This window comes from Streptomyces cadmiisoli, from assembly GCF_003261055.1.
GTDB lineage: Bacteria > Actinomycetota > Actinomycetes > Streptomycetales > Streptomycetaceae > Streptomyces > Streptomyces cadmiisoli.
In genome coordinates this window covers 1,631,089-1,648,086 of sequence record NZ_CP030073.1, presented here as the reverse complement: position 1 = coordinate 1,648,086, position 16,998 = coordinate 1,631,089, and the positions used below count along the sequence as shown (strand labels likewise).

At 66.5% G+C, this 16,998-nt stretch carries 15 protein-coding genes and 1 pseudogene; 13 read left to right on the top strand and 3 right to left on the bottom strand.

Annotation, left to right across the window (positions count from 1 at the left end; genetic code table 11):
- Position 1: 1 nt before the first annotated feature.
- The 11 genes and pseudogenes from DN051_RS47525 (at position 2) to DN051_RS06705 (ending at position 11,146) form a co-directional block, all read left to right on the top strand.
- Entirely contained in the window at positions 2 to 523 is a 522-nt protein-coding gene (locus tag DN051_RS47525; protein ID WP_342781591.1) for a hypothetical protein, read from the top strand.
- A 532-nt stretch (positions 524 to 1,055) separates the two neighbouring features.
- Positions 1,056 to 2,525 carry a UvrD-helicase domain-containing protein gene (locus tag DN051_RS06760; RefSeq protein ID WP_425471737.1) on the top strand — a complete coding sequence of 490 codons (1,470 nt, stop codon included), beginning with the start codon at positions 1,056 to 1,058 and terminating at the stop codon, positions 2,523 to 2,525.
- A 208-nt stretch (positions 2,526 to 2,733) separates the two neighbouring features.
- A pseudogene (locus tag DN051_RS06755) lies at positions 2,734 to 3,236 on the top strand (N-acetyltransferase).
- Positions 3,237 to 3,748: 512 nt separating this feature from the next.
- Entirely contained in the window at positions 3,749 to 4,243 is a 495-nt protein-coding gene (locus tag DN051_RS06745) for a Pycsar system effector family protein (RefSeq protein ID WP_112438235.1), read from the top strand.
- A complete protein-coding gene (locus DN051_RS06740; RefSeq protein ID WP_112438234.1) occupies positions 4,240 to 4,974 on the top strand; it encodes a Crp/Fnr family transcriptional regulator in 735 nt (244 codons plus the stop codon). Before DN051_RS06745 ends, DN051_RS06740 begins: the two co-directional genes overlap by 4 nt.
- A 108-nt stretch (positions 4,975 to 5,082) precedes the next feature.
- The gene (locus DN051_RS06735; protein ID WP_112438233.1) at positions 5,083 to 5,868 is read left to right on the top strand and encodes a hypothetical protein; all 786 of its coding nucleotides are present in this window, start codon (positions 5,083 to 5,085) and stop codon (positions 5,866 to 5,868) included.
- Positions 5,868 to 7,937, top strand: a complete 2,070-nt coding sequence (locus DN051_RS06730) for a hypothetical protein (RefSeq protein WP_162624873.1) — start codon at positions 5,868 to 5,870, stop codon at positions 7,935 to 7,937. Before DN051_RS06735 ends, DN051_RS06730 begins: the two co-directional genes overlap by 1 nt.
- Positions 7,934 to 8,731 carry a hypothetical protein gene (locus DN051_RS06725; protein ID WP_112438231.1) on the top strand — a complete coding sequence of 266 codons (798 nt, stop codon included), beginning with the start codon at positions 7,934 to 7,936 and terminating at the stop codon, positions 8,729 to 8,731. The genes DN051_RS06730 and DN051_RS06725 overlap by 4 nt, the downstream gene beginning before the upstream one ends.
- Positions 8,728 to 8,922: a hypothetical protein gene (locus tag DN051_RS06720; RefSeq protein ID WP_112438230.1), complete on the top strand. Its 195-nt coding sequence runs from the start codon at positions 8,728 to 8,730 to the stop codon at positions 8,920 to 8,922. The genes DN051_RS06725 and DN051_RS06720 overlap by 4 nt, the downstream gene beginning before the upstream one ends.
- 444 nt (positions 8,923 to 9,366) lie before the next feature.
- On the top strand, positions 9,367 to 10,416 hold the full coding sequence (locus DN051_RS06710) for a PIN domain-containing protein (protein ID WP_112438229.1): 1,050 nt from the start codon (positions 9,367 to 9,369) through the stop codon (positions 10,414 to 10,416).
- A gap of 298 nt (positions 10,417 to 10,714) precedes the next feature.
- On the top strand, positions 10,715 to 11,146 hold the full coding sequence (locus DN051_RS06705) for a hypothetical protein (RefSeq protein WP_112438228.1): 432 nt from the start codon (positions 10,715 to 10,717) through the stop codon (positions 11,144 to 11,146).
- A gap of 332 nt (positions 11,147 to 11,478) precedes the next feature.
- On the opposite strand, the gene DN051_RS06700 is transcribed toward DN051_RS06705, so the two are convergent.
- The 3 genes from DN051_RS06700 to DN051_RS06690 form a co-directional block, all read right to left on the bottom strand.
- On the bottom strand, positions 11,479 to 12,669 hold the full coding sequence (locus DN051_RS06700; protein WP_112438227.1) for an IS110 family RNA-guided transposase: 1,191 nt from the start codon (positions 12,667 to 12,669) through the stop codon (positions 11,479 to 11,481).
- 245 nt (positions 12,670 to 12,914) lie between these two features.
- On the bottom strand, positions 12,915 to 13,667 hold the full coding sequence (locus DN051_RS06695; RefSeq protein WP_112438226.1) for a transposase family protein: 753 nt from the start codon (positions 13,665 to 13,667) through the stop codon (positions 12,915 to 12,917).
- A gap of 207 nt (positions 13,668 to 13,874) precedes the next feature.
- Positions 13,875 to 15,455, bottom strand: a complete 1,581-nt coding sequence (locus DN051_RS06690; RefSeq protein WP_112438225.1) for an IS1182 family transposase — start codon at positions 15,453 to 15,455, stop codon at positions 13,875 to 13,877.
- A 185-nt stretch (positions 15,456 to 15,640) separates the two neighbouring features.
- Here DN051_RS06690 and DN051_RS44945 point away from each other — a divergent pair, with 185 nt between their 5' ends.
- Together DN051_RS44945 and DN051_RS46375 are read left to right on the top strand one after the other, a co-directional pair.
- Positions 15,641 to 16,288, top strand: a complete 648-nt coding sequence (locus DN051_RS44945; protein WP_162624709.1) for a hypothetical protein — start codon at positions 15,641 to 15,643, stop codon at positions 16,286 to 16,288.
- Positions 16,289 to 16,311: 23 nt separating this feature from the next.
- Positions 16,312 to 16,962, top strand: a complete 651-nt coding sequence (locus tag DN051_RS46375; protein WP_246040937.1) for a hypothetical protein — start codon at positions 16,312 to 16,314, stop codon at positions 16,960 to 16,962.
- The last annotated feature ends 36 nt before the right edge of the window (positions 16,963 to 16,998 follow it).

The window sequence follows — 16,998 nt, the reverse complement described above, 5'->3', positions numbered from 1 at the left end:
CGTGCTGGCCCTGAACACGCGCCGTCTGATCGACAGCGGCGCGTTCACCCCCGGCACCTCACCAAGTCGGCCAACGGCGCAACCGGACGTCTGTCGACCCGCCAGGCCCGTCGTGCAGCTCCTGTACGTCCGTTACCTTGCTGCGCACCCCGTGGATGACATCCAGTGCGTGGCACAGACACGGCGCCGCGACCGCTGCACGCAGATGCTCCTCCGCACGGGGGAAACTCGGGTGGGCGTCTGGACGCTGGTACCCGCCACGGCCTCACAGGGGCAACTTGCCTTGCCGTCCGAAGTCATGGCCGTATATGACCTCACCGCCCTGCCCTACGCCGAACAGCTGCGCTGGCGCATGCAGCGCTGTTCCGCCCACGCCGCAACTCCGTCAGCAGCGGACCTCGCCTTGGCTGATTGGGAACCCTTCGACCCCATGCGCCATCACGCTCACATCCACAACCGCCTGCCGAATCACGTCCGTCGTCCACGCCGGAACCATCACCAGCACGGAACAGGCACGCCGTGACGTCGCACCACGCCATTGAAATTCTGCTGACCAGGCCGGCCACAAACGGCAAGCTCCACCGAGCGCGTCGTACGGTGCCGCTAGCAGCGAATGCGGACCGCACCCGGCTGATGGCTGTCCACCCGGCCAAGACACCCAGTCGCGCACTGCAATCACTGCGCCGACGACTGCACCGCCTTCCCCCATCGACGTCCTGACCACCCATTACCCCGACCAGCACGGACAGGTACTCCTCAACTTCGCGCTCAGCCGTACCGCGCGAGCGGCGATTCGCCGGGCCGCGACCGCCAGCGGACAGCGGCCCGGAGGCTTTGTCGGCCGGAGTGTGACCGCAGCTCTCGATCGGGACGAGCGGGAACGCTCTCGCCAACTGACGGCGCAACTCGAAGGCTTACTGTCTCTCCACACCTCCGAGGAACTGTTGGCCTGCACAGCCCGAATCCTGCTCCGCCGTCGTAGCTCGGCCGTATCTGACTCATACGCAGCCGACCGCGATTGGCGAGGCCACACGAACCCCTTGCCCTTTTCTTCCATGGAGGCCACCTTGCGCACGCCCACCGACGAACAGGCTCACGCTGTCGAGGCCTTCCAAAATGGCCATCACCTCGTGCTGCAGGCCGGCGCCGGCACTGGAAAGACAAGCACGCTGAGCCTGCTCGCCGCCAGCACCAAACGCCGAGGGCGCTACCTAGCCTTCAACAAGGACATCGCACATGACGCCTCAGTACGCTTCCCGCGATCCATGATGTGTAAAACCGCCCATGCCACTGCTTACGCCGCCCTCGGCCATCGTTTCTCCTGCCGCCTCAACAGCCCCCGGCAGCCCGCATGGAAAACCGGCCAGGCCCTCGGCATCACCCGCCCCGTCCGCATCGGGGATCACGACATCACGCAGCGGACGCTTTCCCACGCCGTCGTGCGTACCGTGACGCGCTTCTGCTACTCCGTCGACCGCGCCCCGGCCCATCACCATGTACCACGCTTGCGCGGCCTGGATGCGCCTGCTGAGCACGCCCAAGTGGCAGACCTGATCGTGCCGTTCGCCGTGAAAGCCTGGGCAGACCTGCAGAACCACCAACAGGGCGTGGTCCGCTTCGAGCACGACCACTACCTGAAGATGTGGGCCCTGACCGCACCGAAGATCGAAGCCGACTTCCTCTTCCTCGACGAGGCTCAGGATACGAACCCCGTCCTGGAACAGGTCTTCGCCTCCCAACGTGACCACGCCCAGCTGGTCATGGTCGGCGACTCCGCCCAAGCTATCTATGGTTGGCGCGGCGCCTGCGACGTGATGAGCGGCTTCGACGCGGCGCACCTAACCCTGACACGCTCCTTCCGCTTCGGGCCTGGGATCGCAGACCAGGCCAACAGGTGGCTCGCCCTCGCCGACGCTCCCATCCGGCTAACCGGCACGGACACCATCCCCGCCGAAATCGGCGACGTCACCAGCCCGGACGCGGTGTTGTGCCGCACCAACGTCGGCGCCATGGCGGAAGTCATGCGCCTGCTCGCCGACGGACGGCGCGTCGCCCTCACCCGGGGCGGGCGACAGCTGGCCGCGCTGGCCATCGCAGCCCGCGATCTGAAGGACGGCCGCCGTACGAACCACCCAGAGCTGGTGTTGTTCCCCTCCTGGGGCGAACTGCACGACTACGCCGCCTACGACCCGGCCGGCCGTGACCTCCAGCCCTTCGTAGATCTCGTCGACACCCACGGGCCTGACGCGATCCTCGCCGCTGTTGACGAACTTACAGATGAGAGGACCGCCGACGTCACCGTCTCCACGGCTCACAAGGCGAAGGGGCGCGAATGGCACGCCGTGAAGATTGCAGAGGACTTCCCGGAGCCGAAGGAAACGGACCAGCATGACAACGAAGGCCGCCCGATTCCGGAACCTGTGAACGCCACCGACGCCCGCCTCGCCTACGTCGCAGTCACCCGCGCCCGCAGTGCACTCGATCTCGGCGGTCTGGCATGGATCGAGAACTATTCATCCCCCTGAGGTGAGGGCAGGGGGCCAGCAGGTTCTTCGTCTGTTGGTGGTACTGCATTGTTGGAAACCGTTGCTATACCGATCATGGAGTCTGTCGATCGCATGGGAGTTTCGATCAGGGGATCGCGGGCCCTGCCCGGCATGAGAGCACGCCCTGGCGGTATGCGGGGAAAGTCCAGGGGATTGGATGGCCCGCGTGCTGCTACGGTCGGGCGCCATGAGCTGGCTTCCCGATGACTTCGTCCAGCCCGTCCTGCTACCGCTGCCGGGCGGTGGTCATCACCTGCGGCCGATCCGGAGGCGGACACCCCGCTCGACTATCCGGCTGTGATGGGTTCGCGCGAGCGGCTGTGGACCATCTTCGGCCCGGCCTGGGGCTGGCCCGCGGCCACCATGATCTACGAGGCCGACGAGGCCGACCTGTTGCGGCACGAGAAGGAGATCGCCGCGCACCAATCCTTCAACTACGCGCTGTTTGGCGCGGCGGAGACAGCTCTGCTCGGCTGCGTCTACATCGACCCACGGGAGAGGGCCAGCGCGGACGGCGAGATCCTTTGGTGGGTGGTGGACGAGCTGGTGGGCAGCAAGGTTGAGCAGGCCTTCGGCGCGCTGGTGCCCCAGTGGATTGCCGCAGACTGGCCGTTCGAGCAGCCGCGCTTCATCGGCCGCGAGATCTCCTGGTCGGACTGGCTCGCCCTGCCGGAGCATTCCAAGGGGTAAGTAGCCTTTGTCGTACTGCTCTTGGGGCTTAGTGATAGAACAGCCGTTTCGGTTGGGTGGTCGTCGGGTGCTCGGTGCATGCGAGGAGGGCATCCTGAACAGCCCGTTGGTGTTGAATCACCGAGCATCTGTAGCCCCTGGTGTCGCAGTCTTGCGCGCCGATGCCCGTGCAGTCCACCGCGGGCACTCGGGAGTGTGACTCTGGCTCACCGGATCGAAAACGCTGCCGACAATCGCCTGCGAGACCGTCGGTATCCGAGCGACATGACGGACGCGGAGTGGGCGGTGGTGCGGCTGCTGCTGCCGGGTTGGATGCGAGGCCGGGGCGGGCAGCCGGAAGCGTACTGCCACCGGGCAGTCCTGCCCTCAGATGAGTTGCTCATTCCTGTTCGCCTGAGCGTCCGTTCTCGGCCAATGTGTCCCAAGTGGGGTTTTCGGGACAGCTGCGCTGTCCATGCTTCTGCCCGGGCTGCTAGGTGAATGTTCTGCCTGGCACGGAGGGGGGAGGGCCGATGGCGGTCGAGTCGACGGAGACTGCGTGGCGGATTCAGGCTGCTGTGGCGGATTTGACAGCCAAGGCTGATTCGAAGGCCTCGTTTGCGCTCACCATGCAATCTACGGCCTTGGCTGTCTTAGGGCTGCTTGCGAGTTCTCAACGGGCGGCGGGTGACCTCGACTCGGGCGTATCACGGCTGTTGCTGTGGTGCGGCGTCTTACTCATGGTGGGCGGCGCCAGCTGCGCCGCCTGGGCCATCTCGCCGAACCTGCGAAAGCAGCGCCGGGGGCCGGAACGTGACGACGACTTCCTGTACTTCGGGCATGTTCGGCACTTGGAACCGGCGGAGCTCGAAGAAGTCCTCCGGAACAAAGATCCGTTGCCACCGCTGTCGCGGCAACTGGTGGTGATGAGCGAGATCGCCTGGACCAAGCACCGCCGCGTGCAGTGGTCGCTCACGTTGGCAGTTGCGGGCTGCACCGCCTTCGCTCTCGCGACCGTGGTCGGATGACACACCAGGAAGGCAGGAAGCTGATGAACTTCTGCTCCCTGGTATCCGCCGACGTATGGCGCGACCTTGTCGAACGCGGGCGGCGGCGAACGTTCCGGCGTGGATCCGTGCTGCTGCGAGAAGGGGAGTCGCCGGACTCCGTGATCGCACTGGTCGACGGTCTGGTGAAGGTGACGCAGATCAATGAGTGCGGGGACGAACTGACGCTGACGCTGCGAGGGCCAGGCGAAGTGCTCGGGGAAATGGGCGCCTTACTCGGGCGACCACGCTCGGCCACCGTCGCCGCGGTCCGTCTGTGCACAGGGTTTGTTCTGCCGGCCCACGCCTTCCGCGGCTACGTAGAGCGCCATCGCTTAGAGACGGTGGTGTACCAGTTGACGGTAGAACGGCTCAATAGCCACGAACGCCTGCGAGCGGACCTCGCGCACCTGCCACGCGTGGCGCGCATGGCCCGCATCGTCAGTCACCTCGCAGACGAAATCGGCCACCCGCACGGTGACGAGGGCCTGGTCGTCGAGTTGGGCATGGTCCGCACGGAGCTGGCCACCATGGCGTCCATGAGTCGCTCGTCAGCCCTCGACGCTCTCAGTCAGCTTCAGGCGGCCGGGGTACTCAGGCTCGGCCGCCGGAATCTGGTCATTAACGATGTCGCCCACCTTAGGGCAGCCGCCCGGGACGAGAAGCAGCTTCCGGGCGGCATCGGCTGCCAGGGCGACATACCTAGCATGTGACTCAGGGCACATCCGTACCGTCCAGTCCTGGACTATCTCGTCCCTGCTGCTCCACGAAGGTCGTGTTCGCCGCTATTCGCGGCGAACACCCGACGAGAGGAGCGGCACATGTTGCCGTCGTGGGAGCCGTTGTGGCCCTACCGGGCCGTACTGGCGGTGGACGCCCGCAACTTCAGTGCGCTGGACAGCAAGGGCATGCAGCAAGTGAACGCCGACATCGTGCCGTTGCTGTCCGAGGCACTCAGCGCCAGCAACGTGAGCGCTCAGTGGCAGCTGCGGGTGTTCGGCCAACATGCCGGAGACAGCTACGTCGCTGGCATGGACCCGGAGGTGTTGCCCGCGCTGGTGGGCTGCTTCCCCGGTGCCCTGAGGCAGGCTCTGGGCCGCCGACGCGCGGATAGCCCCGCCAGCACGCCCCTGCAGCTCAGGGTCAGCATCCACGTCGGCCCGCTGCCGCACACCGGGCTGGGCGTACCGATGGTGCACACCCACCGGCTCCTGGACGACGACGCACTGCGCACCCTGCTGAACCGTGCGAACCCGGAGATCACCAACACCGCGGTGATCATCTCGCAACGCGTCTACGAGGACGTTTTCGAAAGCGGCTGCGTCGACGGCGACGTCCTGCCCGACCAGTTCATGCGGCACCTGGTGAAGGTGAAGAAGTTCCAGCAGCCGGCCTATGTCCACATCCCCGGCCTCGACTGGCGGCTCGCGGACCCGGACATCTTCGAACCCCTCGACACCACGGATGCGGCCACCGCGCAGCTGGCCCCTGCGCCTGGAGCATCCCCTCAGCTGACATCCCCGGCCCCGGGCACGGTGAGCTTCAGTCACACCGGTGAGCACGGCGTCCAGGCCTACAACCACTTCGGCGCCGGGCGGGGGCGGTGATGATCGACAACGAGCAGGGCCAGCGAGAAGGCGCGGAGACCACCTCGCCGTCGGCGGAGTCACCGTCGGTGGAGCCCGTCGAGCCGAACGAGCCCGCAGTTTCCCCTCCACCGCCAGAGGGCGGCGAGCCGAACAGCCAGCCGCAGTCCAGTTCAGTGAGCTTCAATCACTCCGGTGAGCACGGCATCCAGGCCTACAACCTGCACCTGAACGGTGATCAGGCGATCCCCGTCCCCGTCACCGAGAGCGACGCCGACTACAAGGCGAGCCAGGACGGCCGGTTTGTTCCGCCGCGCAACACAGACCAGTGGGAGGCCTCGTCCAAACTGCTGGACGAATACGGAGTCATCGTGCTCTGCGCAGCCCAGGGCACCGGCCGGCGCACGGCTGCCATACGCCTGCTGAGTACCGTGACCAGCCCTGTGCCGTCCCTCTTCGACCTCGACCCGGAATGGTCCAAGCCCTCGGTCCGCCCGCTGCCGACACAGGCGGGGATGGGATGCATCCTCGATCTCTCCGACCTCGCGGAGCAACCTGGCGAGCGGCTGGGCACCGACCTGGTCAGCCACGGGGCGGAACTGCGCAAGAACAACTCCTTCCTCGTCATCCTGGCCACTCCCGCCGACTGGTACGGCCACTGGGCCGAACCAACGCTGCCCTTCACCGTCCGACTGGAGTCACCCGACGCACGGGCCCTCGTCACAACGGAATTCCGGGCGAACTATCGCGGCGACCGTGTGACCTGGCTGGACAGGACGGAGTTCGCTGACATCTGGAAGGCTAACCCGTCCGCGCGCGCCGCGTGGCGCCTGGCCGACCGTCTGCTCCGGGCATCCGGGCCGGAGCAGATCCAGGCGATCGTCGATGAGTTCGGCGACTGGCACAGGGAGGTCGAGAAACTTCTCAGCAGGAATCGGGCGACGGCAGGCGACGCGCAGCTGCTGTCCACCCGGGTCACGGTCTGGGCCGGCGCTCTGCTGCACGGAGGACAGCGCAGGTCCGTCATCAAGGCAGCCGATGACCTTCTGACCCGACTCGGTCTCGAACGCCACCCTGTCAACGTTCTGGCCGACGCCACCACCTCGAGCCGACTGGACGCCGCGGAGATCATTCGCGACGGAGACCGGGCCTTCCACGACACGCAGAAAGAAGGCCTGCCCGCCGCCATCCTGCGTCACCTGTGGGACGAGTTCCCCACCCAGCACGAACTCCTGCGCAAGTGGGCCATCGGCATCGCCGCAGACCGGACCGTCCCGGAAGAGGACGCCCGACTGATCACCACCGCACTGTGGAAACTGGCGGCGCACCGCCACGACCGGGCCATCCTCGACGGACTGGCGAGCGACCTCAAGGGCCCCCGGAGGGTCCTGGCCGTGGAAGCCTTCACCAAAGCAGCCGGGGACGCCGAGTTCGGCCGCTACGTCAGAGACCGCCTGCGCCAGTGGATGGACGCCAAGAACCCTCCGGACGACAAAGTCGACCTCGTCATCGAGATCTGCGCAGGCACCTGGGGAATCCAACAGCCGACCCTCGCACTGACACGGCTGGGCAAAGCCGCAGGCCACAAGACGTTCGGCTCCGCAACCGTCGTCCATGCCTTCCAGCAACTCGCGCTGCAACGACCACACGATGTGCGCAAGGCCCTCGACCAATGGCTCACCGACGCCGAAAACCGGCCCGCCGACGAGACCCTGCGCCGCCAGACGCTCGGATCCTTCCTCGCCCTCGTCTCCAGCGATGAGGGAACAGACCTGATCCTGAACAACACACACGAGACCGAAGCCCGGCTGCGCATCATCCACGCATGGCAGAAGCTGCTGTCCACCAACGACTCCGTGGACGCGGTCGTCACGCAACTGGCGCGATGGCATGAGCGATTCCAAGAGGACCCCTACCGCCGGGAAGCCGTGGTGGACGTCCTCGCAGACATCTTCGCCCCACCCAGCCTCCGCCCCGGTCTCGACCGGCTCATGGTGACGGAAGCAGCGGCCATTCTCCCCTTCTGGCGAGAGGTCCTGGTGCTGGCCGCCAACCGCTATCAGGCGTCCAAGGAGGCATCGACCCCTTGACGACCGACGGACCCGGCCCGTGGTGGAGCCGTCGGCGCAGTCGGATCCGGGCCCAGTGGCCCACAGGCCTGCCCGGCATCCGCTTCTGCGCCCACGGCACCCTCACCTACCGGGCACACGCCAACATCAAGGCTGGCGGCGCAGCCACTGCACGAGCCGCCGCACGACTCGCCCTGGACGAACTCGGCCGCGGCATCACCCAGGACCACATGCCCGAACAGCTCACCACCGCACAAGAAAACCTCACACTCGCCGCGGCGCACTGGCACACCCCCAAGGACACACCAGGCCTCTGGCTGAAGGCACGCATCACCCTGCTCCTCACCGAGCAAGACGCCAACCGGGCCCAGAGATACCAAGACGCCATACGCGAGGTGACACTCCAGCTCGCGCAGGAATACGAACGCCGAGAACGGTTCAGACAAGCGGTCTTCGACAGCCCGGACGCCACGCGTATCTGGTGGCTCGACCGCCACCTGGACGACCTGGACTCCCTCGACTGGGACCGCTTCAAGGAGAAGATCCTCCCCCTCGTCGGCGCGGCCGATGATATCCAGTCCAAGGCCGAACGCATGGCCCATACCCTCCTGTACGTCTGGGGAAAACTGGGCAACAACCCAGGACAACACGCCCGATTCACCACCACGGTCCGCACCGTCCTGGACCAGATGGGATGGAACGACGTGCTCGCCTGGCCGGTACTGGGCGAGCCGTCAGCGGCTGATGCGTCCGAGAGCGTCCGCGATGATGGCGCAGAGCCGGGCCCCGTCTCCGAGGTGGGCACAGCCCGATGAAGCTCCTCGCCCTGCGCTGGCTGCTCGACCCGGCAACCAGCCTCCTGGCACTGCGGCTTCGTGCTCAAGAATGCGGCCGCATGTCCTACGACGCGGCCTGGCGGCTGGCCCGGGTGATACGCCACCCTGACGAAATGGTGTACCGCCATCACGGACACCTCGCTGAAGACTCCCATGACGAACAGCGTTGATCAGGCGAGACGGAATCAGCACACGAGGGAACAGCTACTCGCGCGTAATACAGAACGTCTCGGGCCGGACGTGACCACCTCAAGGAACAGGGGGCGCGTCCGGCTGCCGCCGCCTTGGCGTACTGGCTTCCAGCAGCGACACGGAGCACCGGTCCGCACCCTCTACCGGATCCCGTTGATCAGCTTCCGTTGTCCCACCGACGGCCGGCCCAACACCACCACCGGCAACAACGGTTCTAGCACCGACCACTGCTCGTCGGAGAGATCCCCTCGCCCCACACCGAGATCATCACGGCACAGGGCTCGGGACGAGACCAGGACGCGGCGAAAGCGTCGGCGGCCTACTACGGGGGCGGCACGTCGGTGCTGGGCGAGCAGGCGCTGGCGGGGGCGTGGGTCTGAAAATCCCGCACGGATGTCAGTGGCGGTGGCGACACTTGATCCATGACGCTCGACCGTGCCGATGCGGCACCGCCTCTGCTGATCCCCTCCGGGTCGGCGTTCAACCCGATGGTGCTGGACCGGCGGATGCTGCTGCCCGTCCTCGACACAAACGCGCTGCTGGTCGAAGCCTGCGCCCTGGCCAAGAGCGGCGGTCGGCAGGACCGGGTCACCGCGCTGGCCGTCACCGGCCGTGCCACCCCGTACATCGCCGCGCACGTCCCCGGCGAAGTCGACGAACACCTGGCCAAAGTGGCCGCCGACCTCGAAGCGTCGGAACGGCAGGCACGCCGCGTACTCAATGAGCAGATCCTGCCCGCCCTTCGAGTGGTAGACCTGGAGATCCGCGACCACTTGGCCCCGCAGACCCGGCACATTCTGCGGGTCGACCGGGAGATGCCGAAGCGGCACCGGGGCGACCCGGATGACGCGCCCACGATGGCGCTTGCGGAGTTCCTGGGACCGTGCGTCATCGTCTCCAAGGACAGCGTCTTCTCCCGCTTCGGGTTCGCCGTCATCGACTGGATCCCCGTCGCGGAGAGCGTGCTGCGCCTGGCTGGCCTGGAGGCCACCGCCGCGAACGCGCTGGTACTCATCGACATCGCGTTCCAGCTGTTCGGCGCCGGCGTTCACCGCCTGGTGGCCCTCGCCGCGAAGAACCCGCTGGCCGCGACGGCCGCCGTGGGCGGGCTGCTGTGGTGGTGCCACCGCCACGGCTACCTGACCCGCGACAACTGGAGACGTCGCCTGTCGCAGGCAGGGGGTGCGGCGAAGCCGCTGCTGGAACTGGCGGAAGCCGGAATGACCGAGCACCAGGCGCTCAGCGACTCGCTCCTGGTGGTGGAACCCCCGGTCTACCCCATCCGCGAGCAGCTCGCGGCCCGGTACCTCGCGCGCTGCGGCCGGCCCCTGACGCCCGGTGAGCTGCGCGACGCGCTCGCCCGGCGCGGCTACATCATCTCCGCCGCGCAGCTGAAGCAGGACATGCAGACCCACGGCGCGTTTGTCCGCGCTCCCGGCGACCTGCGGACCATTGGACGTCCGGTGCGATAGCAGACCTGACCCGGGCACGCCCGAGACGCTGCCGCGGGGCCGTCCGGTGGGACGGCTCCCGAAGTCGCCGCGCCGCCCGGCGGGATGACGAGGGCCACGGCGCGCACTGTGCCCTGGCCACGGCGTACTCAAGTACTCCGATGTCATCAACCGGAAGGCAGCCATGAGGCTCAGCAGGCAGTAGGCAGTAGGCAGTAGGCAGTAGGCAGCAGGCAGCAGGCAGCAGGCAAGCAGGCAGCAGGAGAAGGAATCGACGCGGGCAAACTATGACGGCTACCCGCGAGACCTGTGGTACGCGATGCCCCGTCTCCACGCAGCTCACCCCGAGCCGGTCGGCCGCAGTGTGCCGTTCGAGCAGCTGTCGGCGCTACTGTCGTTCACGGAGCCGGACGACATCGTCCTCGCGGCGTGGGTGGGACTGTCCGGGACAGAGACGATGGGCCACCTTCACGACCTGATCGATACGGTGACGCGCGGCCTCTCCGGGGGCAGTCGGATCGGCGAGTCCGCTCTCGTGCCCGACATCGTGCTGGAGGTCATGGTCGGCAGGCGGCAGGAACTGGCGCTGCACACCGGCCACATCGCAGGCCTCACCAAGCTCCTGCGGGACTCCATCGGCACCCTCGGAGCCCGCACACCCGTGGCCGGCCAGTGCTTCCACTGCGAGGGGACGGGGCATGCCCGCCCGCTGTGGGAGCGGTCGCGGAGAGCCGGCTACGACGTCGCGTAGTTCCCGTACAGCACGCTCGCGGTGGTGCTGCGCGGGGATCGCCTTGAGCAGGTCCAGGGCACGGCGGGGATGAGAAGCCCCCGGGAACCGCGGATTCGCAGCGGTTGCCGTGGGCCTCGCGAGGCCGCCCGGAGCCGACGGGGTTGCGACGCCGGGCGGCGATCAGGGGGAGACGCCAGTAGGCGCCTGGCAGCGGGCACCGCGTCCTGGAGCCGGTCCAGCCGTTCGTACAGTGCCCGCAGCGTACGGGCCCGCTCCCTGATCCGGAGCAGGTTCCGCGAGGTCCGTGATCGTGAGGGTCATGCCGAGTCAGTGATTCCTAATGCTGTCTGTCAAGCCGCGAGGGCGCCGGGCGGCGTGAGCTCGTAGCACCGCCCATCGCGTAGGAGTGCCCAGAGGACATTCACGCGGCGGCGGGCCAGGGCCAGGACGGCCTGAGTGTGGCGTTTGCCCTCGGTGCGTTTGCGGTCGTAGAACTGACGCGACTCATCGCAGTGTCGGATGCTGAACAACGCAGAGATGTAGAAGACGCGTTGGAGGCGGCGGTTGTAGCGCTGCGGGCGCCGCAGGTTGCCGCTGATCTTCCCGGAATCACGGGGCACCGGGGCGACGCCGCCGAAGCCGGCGAGACGGTCAGCGGTGCCGAAGATCGTCATGTCACCGCCGGTGGCTGCCAGGAACTCGGCGCCGAGGATCACGCCCAGACCAGGCATGCTGGTGATCACGTCGAAGGCGTGGTGGTCGCGAAATTTGGCCTCGATGTCCTTGTCGAGCTCGGCGACCTGCTGGTTGAGGCCCATTACGTCCCTCGCCAGCGTGTGCACCAGCTGGGCGGCCAGCTTCTCGCCGGGCAGGCTGGTGTGCTGCCGTTCGGCGGCCTGGACTGCGATCTCGGCGAGCCGGTCGGCGCGGGCGACGTGACGGTTGCGCAGCCAGGTCTCCAGCCGCTTGGTGCCGATTCGGCGGATGGCCGCTGGGGTCTGGTAGCCGGTCAGCAATATGAGCGGGCCAGTGTTGGTCAGATCCAACGCCCGTTCCAGGCCGGGGAAGACGCCGGTGAGCTGGGCTCGCAAGCGGTTCACCGTGCGGGTGCGGTCGGCGACCAGGTCCATGCGTCGGCCTGTGAGGATCTTGAGGTCGGTGATGGTGTCGTCGGCGGCGCGTAAGGGGTGCAGGTCGCGGCGGACGCGGACCTGGTCGGCGATGACGGCGGCGTCCTTGGCGTCGGTTTTGCCTTCGCCACGGTAGCTCTCGGAGGCGCGGTGGATGGCCCGGCCGGAGATGTAGTGCACCGGCTGATCGTGGTTGAGAAGGATGGCGATGGCCAGGGCGGCTCCGCCGTCGGCCAGGTCGATGCCCCAGGTCACCTCGTCACCAAACGCCAGTACATCGGCAAGAAGTTCGAGCAGTTCGGGTTCGTCGTTGGCGACGCGTCGCGACAGCAGCCGGCGGCCGCTCTCGTCGATCGCGACGCAGTGGTGGTGGGTCTTGTCTGCGTCAATGCCGGCCCAGATCGCGGCCATGTGGTGCCTCCGTGCGGTGTGCGGCTGGTGCCTCCCACGGACGACCTCGCTGTCGATTCCCTACGGAGCGATCATTCGCAATTCCTAATTGGCAGCCGAGTCGTCGTGGGGCACCGAGCGGCCAATCACTGAGAGCCACAAGCGGCAGAGCCTTTTCAACCACACCCGGTGCCCCTGGGTGGGTGAACCATACGAAGGGCTCACCACCTCCCGCAGAACAACGTAGGGAGCCTTTTCCATCTTGATCAGGTGGCGAGTTCGAGGGCGACGACGGCACGGACGGCGGCTGTGATCCGGGTGGTGCTGCAGCGGAGCTTCCGCAGGAGCCGCCAGGACTTGAGTATGGCCATGGCGCGTTCGCCGAGGCTGCGAATCTTGGCGTGATCGCGGTTGTGGTGTCGGCGCCAGCCGCGGAGATGCTTGCCACGGATCGGGACACGGATCGCAGGGCCGGCGCCCTGGTACGCCTTGTCGGCCCAGCACTTGATGTCGTCTACGGCGAGGGCGGCGGGTATGCCGTGGTTCCGGGCCGCGGTCAGGTCGTGTGTGGCTCCCGGCAGTGCGTCCGAGGCCCAGACCAGGCGCCCGGCGGGATCGGCCAGGACTCGCACGTTCATCCCGTGGTGCTTCTTCTTCCCGGAGTAGTACGGCTGGTCGGCGGCGATACGGTCGATGGGTAGCACGGTGCCGTCGAGGATCACGTACGCCTTCTTCCGGACGGTCGCCATGGCCTGTTGCAGCGTGGGCGCGAGGGCGGCCAGTAGGTCGACGGCCTCGCGTATGTAGCGATAGGCCGTGGCGATCCCGATGCGGAAGCCCGCGGCAAGGCGGGCGTAGGTGTCGCCGCAGCGTAGGTGGGCCAGGACAAGCAGGGCCTGACGACCGCAAGTCAGGCGACGCCAGCGCGAACCGATCCGACGACGGTGACCTGCGAGAAGACCGGAATGATGCCGCAGAGTGCGGCTGGACAGATCGATGCCGGACGGGTAGACAAGCACGCGAAAGCTCCTGGCGGACTGGTGATCTTGGTCGTGAACCCGTCTACCAGGAGCTTTCTTCATGCCCGCCGCCGGAGCTGCCAGCCCAACCACCCGTCAGGTTGGAAAGGCTCACTGCCCAAGATCCACTTTCGATATACGGCCTAGAAGGTCGATGAAGATCTTGGTGAGGGGCTGTCCGGCCGTGAGGCCGGACAGCCCCTGTGGTCATGTACCGGCCGGTGCGAGGTGCCAGGTGCCTCTGGTGTGGGTGAGTCCGAGGTTGGTCAGTCGGCGGAGGTTGAGGGCGGCGGCTCGGGTGTGGAGCCAGGTGTTGTTGCTGATGGTGCCGCAGTAGCGCAGGCGCCGGTTGCCGGCCTGGACGAGCCAGGCGACGGCGCGTTCGACCGGTGGTCTCCAGCGGCGGTAGTCGGCCTGCCAGCCGGAGTCGGTGGCGGCCTGGTGGCGGGCGGCTGTCTGGAGGTCGTGGTGGGGTCGGATGGTCAGGATGCGTCCGGCCCTGGCTTTGGTGCACCGCTCGCGCAGAGGGCATCCGGTGCATAAGTTGCCGAAGGAGGCTTTGCGTTGGTGGTGCTGCCCGCCGGGGTCGGACAGGGGCACGGTGTGTCCGGCCGGGCAGGTCACGATGGCGGCGGTGGTGTCGATGGTGAAGTCGTCGAGGGTGAAGCCGCCGGGGACGGCGGGCCGCAGCGGTGCGGGTTTGAGGAACAACCGGTGTCCGGCCTCGTGGAGGGTCTGGCGGACATCGCCGGTGGAGTAGGCGGTGTCGCCGAAGACATCCAGCGGCTTGTCCTCGTCGGCAAGCAGGTCCAGGCCGACGGTGGCCTCGTGGTGTTCGGCTCCGGCGCCGGGCCGCAGAGCGACGGCGGTGTACAAACCGGTCTCTGGCTCGATGGCCAGGTGGGCCTTGAAGCCGTCCTGCTGGTGGCTGCGGGTCTTGTGGACGTGCCGGGCTTCGGGATCGATGGTGGAGACCATCCGGTTGGCAGCGGTGCCCCGGGTGATGCGCCAGCGGCCGTCGCGGCCGTCGGAGTCCTCGGCGGGCTCGACGTCCTGGCCGGCGACCAGGGCCAGGATGCCCACCGCGTTCGCGGCTTTCTCGCCGAGTTGCTGTTCGGGCAGATGACCCAGCAGCCGCAGCGCATCCGTGACCAGTGCATCGACCAGCCCGGCACGGGCCTGCTCGTCGTTCCAGGCGATGCGGGGCTTGCCCGGGTCGGTGTAGTCATGCGCGCTGCACCGCGCAGCGGCGACCGCGTCGGCGCCGGGGACCTCGCGGATCACCGCGCGGACGGCGGCGATGAGCTGGGTGACGGTGTCCTGGGTGGCGACCGCGTCGTCCAGCACGGTGGAATCCAGCGCCCGCCGGTGCTTGCCCTTGAGGACACCGGTGGCCTTCACCACCTCGCGCACCGCCTCGAAGACACGGTCGGGCCGGGTGGAGCGGGCCAGCCGGCGCCGGAAGTAGGCCAGCAGCGACGGATCGAACGCCATATCGTGCAAACCCAGGCCGCACGCGGCCTTCCACCGCAGATCGCACCTCAGTTCCTGCACCGTCTCGAAGTCCGACAGCCCGTTAAGGGCCTGCAGCGTGACCGCGGCGGCAAGGATCTGCGGCGGCATACTCGGCCGCCCGTTCGCCGACGGATACATGTCCGCGAACATCTCAGCCGGGAACAGCGCACCGCGGTGCTCGGCCAGAAACGCGAACACACTGCCCGCCGGGATCAACTCCCGACAGGTCTCCCACACATCCGGCCCGACCGTCTCCCCGGCCCATTCCCCCATCACCACGAAAACGAGTCTGGCCCCACCGCTCACGCGGCGGGGCCAGAACCCCAAGATCTTCATGAGTCTTCTAGCAGGCTGCGCCGGTTCGGTGGACCTCGGCAATCCACTGGCGCGAGGGCGCTGTCGGGTCATATCCTGATCCGTTCTTCGATGATCAACTACCACACGGAGGCTGCGAGTTGATGGACGTAGCGAGGATGATGGCTCAGCTTGATGAGCTTATTGCTGAGTACCGAGAAATGATCGGCACCCGTACCGAAGGAGTACTGGCCTCTGATCGAGCCAAGCTCCTTGTGAGCCGTCTCGAAGCCGCTATCGATCGCTTGGCACCTCCTGGTAGTAGCTACGTAAGGCAGCTAGATGTCTATCGGGAACAAAAGCGAACCTCGCTGAAGATTCGCGAGGTCTTTAGCATTGCTCTTGGCCTCCATCACGATCTGGCATCTGGATGGGTGGAGACAGTTGTTGAGATGGTGCACGCTGGCACCCATAGCGATTACCTGGATATGGCAGAGACGTTGTTGCAATCGGGGTACAAGGACGCCGCAGCTGTCATCACAGGTACGTCATTGGAAGTTCATGTGCGAACGCTCTGTGTTAAATATGGCCTAGATACCGAACTGGCCAGTGGTGCACCGAAGAAGGCCGACGTCATGAACGCTGACCTGAAGAAGGCTGACGTCTATGACGGACTACGGCAAAAGCAGATTACGGCCTGGATGGACCTGCGCAACAAGGCGGCTCACGGTGACTACCAAACCTACGACGAACACCAGGTACGTATGTTCATTGATGGCGTGCGGGACTTCATGCTGAAGTACTCGGCATAGCGCGCAGACAAGGGGACTAAACGATGGCCAACATCGACAAGGTAGTCGAGCAGCTCAACTTTCTGATCAAGGCTTCCGAAAACTACGCACGGAACGATAACTGGTCTCTCCTGCATGACGGGGCAGACGACCTCGTTGTTCTCAGCAACCGGCTCGAAGCCGCAATCGAGCGGGCTACGCGACCGACCTCTATGTATATGAAGCAGCTTGACACTGCCCGCCGTAGAGTGCAGCCTTATCGACTCAGAGAAGTGCGCATCGTCGCACTGGGACTACGTGACGATTTGGTCGCCGGGTGGGTTGAATCGGTCGTCGAGCTGGTGCACGCCGATACCTACCGCGATTACTTGGAAATGGCGGAGGGGCTGCTTGTCAAGGGATACAAGGACGCCGCGGCCGTCATCACGGGAACGTCCCTCGAAGTTCATGTGCGTGCTCTGTGCGCGAAGAACAATGTGACGACGGCAGTGGCAGGCAAGCCAAAGAAGGCCTACACCATGAACGCCGACCTCAAGAAGGCTGGAGTGTACGACGGCTTGCAGCAGAAGGAAGTTACCGCCTGGATGGACCTCCGGAACAAGGCAGCCCACGGGGACTACGCCGACTACGACCGCGATCAGGTACGTCGGCTCATCGGTGGAGTAGAAGCCTTCATGAGGAAGTACCCAGCGTAGGCGAACCGAGTAGGTCAGGGGTAGGTGTGAAGACTT

Bases quoted from the DNA above. Each gene is read 5' to 3' on its own strand.
- DN051_RS06705 (WP_112438228.1), top strand. From the start codon at position 10,715: ATGCCCCGTCTCCACGCAGCTCACCCCGAGCCGGTCGGCCGCAGTGTG.
- DN051_RS06745 (WP_112438235.1), top strand. From the start codon at position 3,749: ATGGCGGTCGAGTCGACGGAGACTGCGTGGCGGATTCAGGCTGCTGTG.
- DN051_RS06760 (WP_425471737.1), top strand. From the start codon at position 1,056: ATGGAGGCCACCTTGCGCACGCCCACCGACGAACAGGCTCACGCTGTC.
- DN051_RS06700 (WP_112438227.1), bottom strand. From the start codon at position 12,669: ATGGCCGCGATCTGGGCCGGCATTGACGCAGACAAGACCCACCACCAC.
- DN051_RS06710 (WP_112438229.1), top strand. From the start codon at position 9,367: ATGACGCTCGACCGTGCCGATGCGGCACCGCCTCTGCTGATCCCCTCC.
- DN051_RS06740 (WP_112438234.1), top strand. From the start codon at position 4,240: ATGACACACCAGGAAGGCAGGAAGCTGATGAACTTCTGCTCCCTGGTA.
- DN051_RS06720 (WP_112438230.1), top strand. From the start codon at position 8,728: ATGAAGCTCCTCGCCCTGCGCTGGCTGCTCGACCCGGCAACCAGCCTC.
- DN051_RS06690 (WP_112438225.1), bottom strand. From the start codon at position 15,455: ATGGGGGAATGGGCCGGGGAGACGGTCGGGCCGGATGTGTGGGAGACC.
- DN051_RS06730 (WP_162624873.1), top strand. From the start codon at position 5,868: ATGATCGACAACGAGCAGGGCCAGCGAGAAGGCGCGGAGACCACCTCG.
- DN051_RS44945 (WP_162624709.1), top strand. From the start codon at position 15,641: ATGGACGTAGCGAGGATGATGGCTCAGCTTGATGAGCTTATTGCTGAG.
- DN051_RS46375 (WP_246040937.1), top strand. From the start codon at position 16,312: ATGGCCAACATCGACAAGGTAGTCGAGCAGCTCAACTTTCTGATCAAG.
- DN051_RS06735 (WP_112438233.1), top strand. From the start codon at position 5,083: ATGTTGCCGTCGTGGGAGCCGTTGTGGCCCTACCGGGCCGTACTGGCG.